Origin of the sequence: Silicimonas lutimaris (assembly GCF_047314965.1) — a bacterium.
Lineage (GTDB): Bacteria > Pseudomonadota > Alphaproteobacteria > Rhodobacterales > Rhodobacteraceae > JAVJUV01.
Window position 1 is genome coordinate 1 of the sequence record NZ_JBLBVK010000017.1, and the last position, 1,379, is coordinate 1,379.

Sequence of the window (1,379 nt, forward strand, 5' to 3'; positions counted from 1 at the left end):
AAGATGCGGGCCTTTTGGGTTATCGCAATCGCTACTGCCCAAACCACCGCATTTCGCGGCTTTTCGCGAAGGCTTCTTTGTGCTTTCGCCCCTCAAGCGAAGGTGGGTTATAAACAACTTCCAGCTTCGGCCCGCTAAGGAAATCTGCATCGGCCCAACTGACCCGGCCGTCCCCAAATTCGACCTGACACTCTCCGCTGCCCGTGTTGGGCTTTGCGGCAACATCTTTGGTCTTTGACAGAATGTCGCTGGCAACTGCGCTGGCCTGACTTTCGGCAAACGAACCAGCTTTCGGCAAACCGGTTTTGGCCATGTCGCCAATCGCATAGACATTTGGAAAAGCTGTTTGCATCGAAGCGAGGTCAATCGGAACCCAGTCACCTTCGGCCAGGTCACTGTCGCGGACCACTTGTGGCGCGGCATGCTTTGGCACGCCAAGGAACAAATCGAACGGCAGCTGCTGGCCGTCATCAAGTGTGGCAACGCCACCCTCAACAGATGTGACCAATGTTTTCAAAAGGACCTTCACTCCGGCTTCATCACAGGCGTGCATCAGATCATCCGACAGCTCTCGCGACACAGGAGTAAGGATCGACAGAGGCGACACCAAAGTGATCTCACAGGCATCCCGCAGGCCACGTTGACGTAAGTAATTGTCCAACATCAGAGCGCATTCCGTTGGAGCGGGCGGGCATTTGTAGGGAAAGCCACAAATGCCAATGATGGCATGGCCTTTCTTGAAATCGGGCAAGGCCGCGCAAACGCGTTCGGCACCGTCGAGGCTATAAAAATGTGTGCCAATCTCTGCCAGTCCCGGCGTGGCAGACGGTATGACCTCTGCCCCTAGCGCAACCACAAGATATTCAGCGCTATAGCTGCCATTCTCTGTCGTCACCTGACGCGCCGCGGGATCAATGGCTGTAATCGTATCATGCACCAACCGGACGCCAGGCTTGTGAAAATCCCGGTAGGGATGGCGGACATCCTCCAAAGTCTGTTTGCCGAACGCGACCTCCAGCTTGGAGAAGCCAAAGACGAAGTCTTGCCCCTTGTCGATTACAGTTACGTCAGCCGCTTCGCCAAACGCATCTGACAGTTGCGTGGCAAGCTCCATGCCTCCAAAGCCGGCCCCCAAGATCAAAACCCGTGACATCATTGCCGTCCCTTCTCTGTTCGCCTGCGACACGACATGAAGGCTATCGCCGGGCCAGGATGTTTCATCATAAGATCATCTCGGAATAATGGGGGCGAAAAATCATCCCTGCGGCATGTCGAAAAAAATCGCGACGGGCCAGTCAGGCACTGGAGCCGTCAACTGGCTACGACCCCGACGGCAGTTTCCACCGACACCGGACGTGCCAGAAAATCGAGCTTATGAC

1 protein-coding gene is annotated in these 1,379 nt (G+C 55.6%); it reads right to left on the reverse strand.

Annotated elements, in window-relative coordinates:
• Positions 1 to 31: 31 nt before the first annotated feature.
• On the reverse strand, positions 32 to 1,186 hold the full coding sequence (locus ACKLNI_RS00665) for an NAD(P)/FAD-dependent oxidoreductase (protein ID WP_413717061.1): 1,155 nt from the start codon (positions 1,184 to 1,186) through the stop codon (positions 32 to 34).
• Positions 1,187 to 1,379 lie beyond the last annotated feature (193 nt).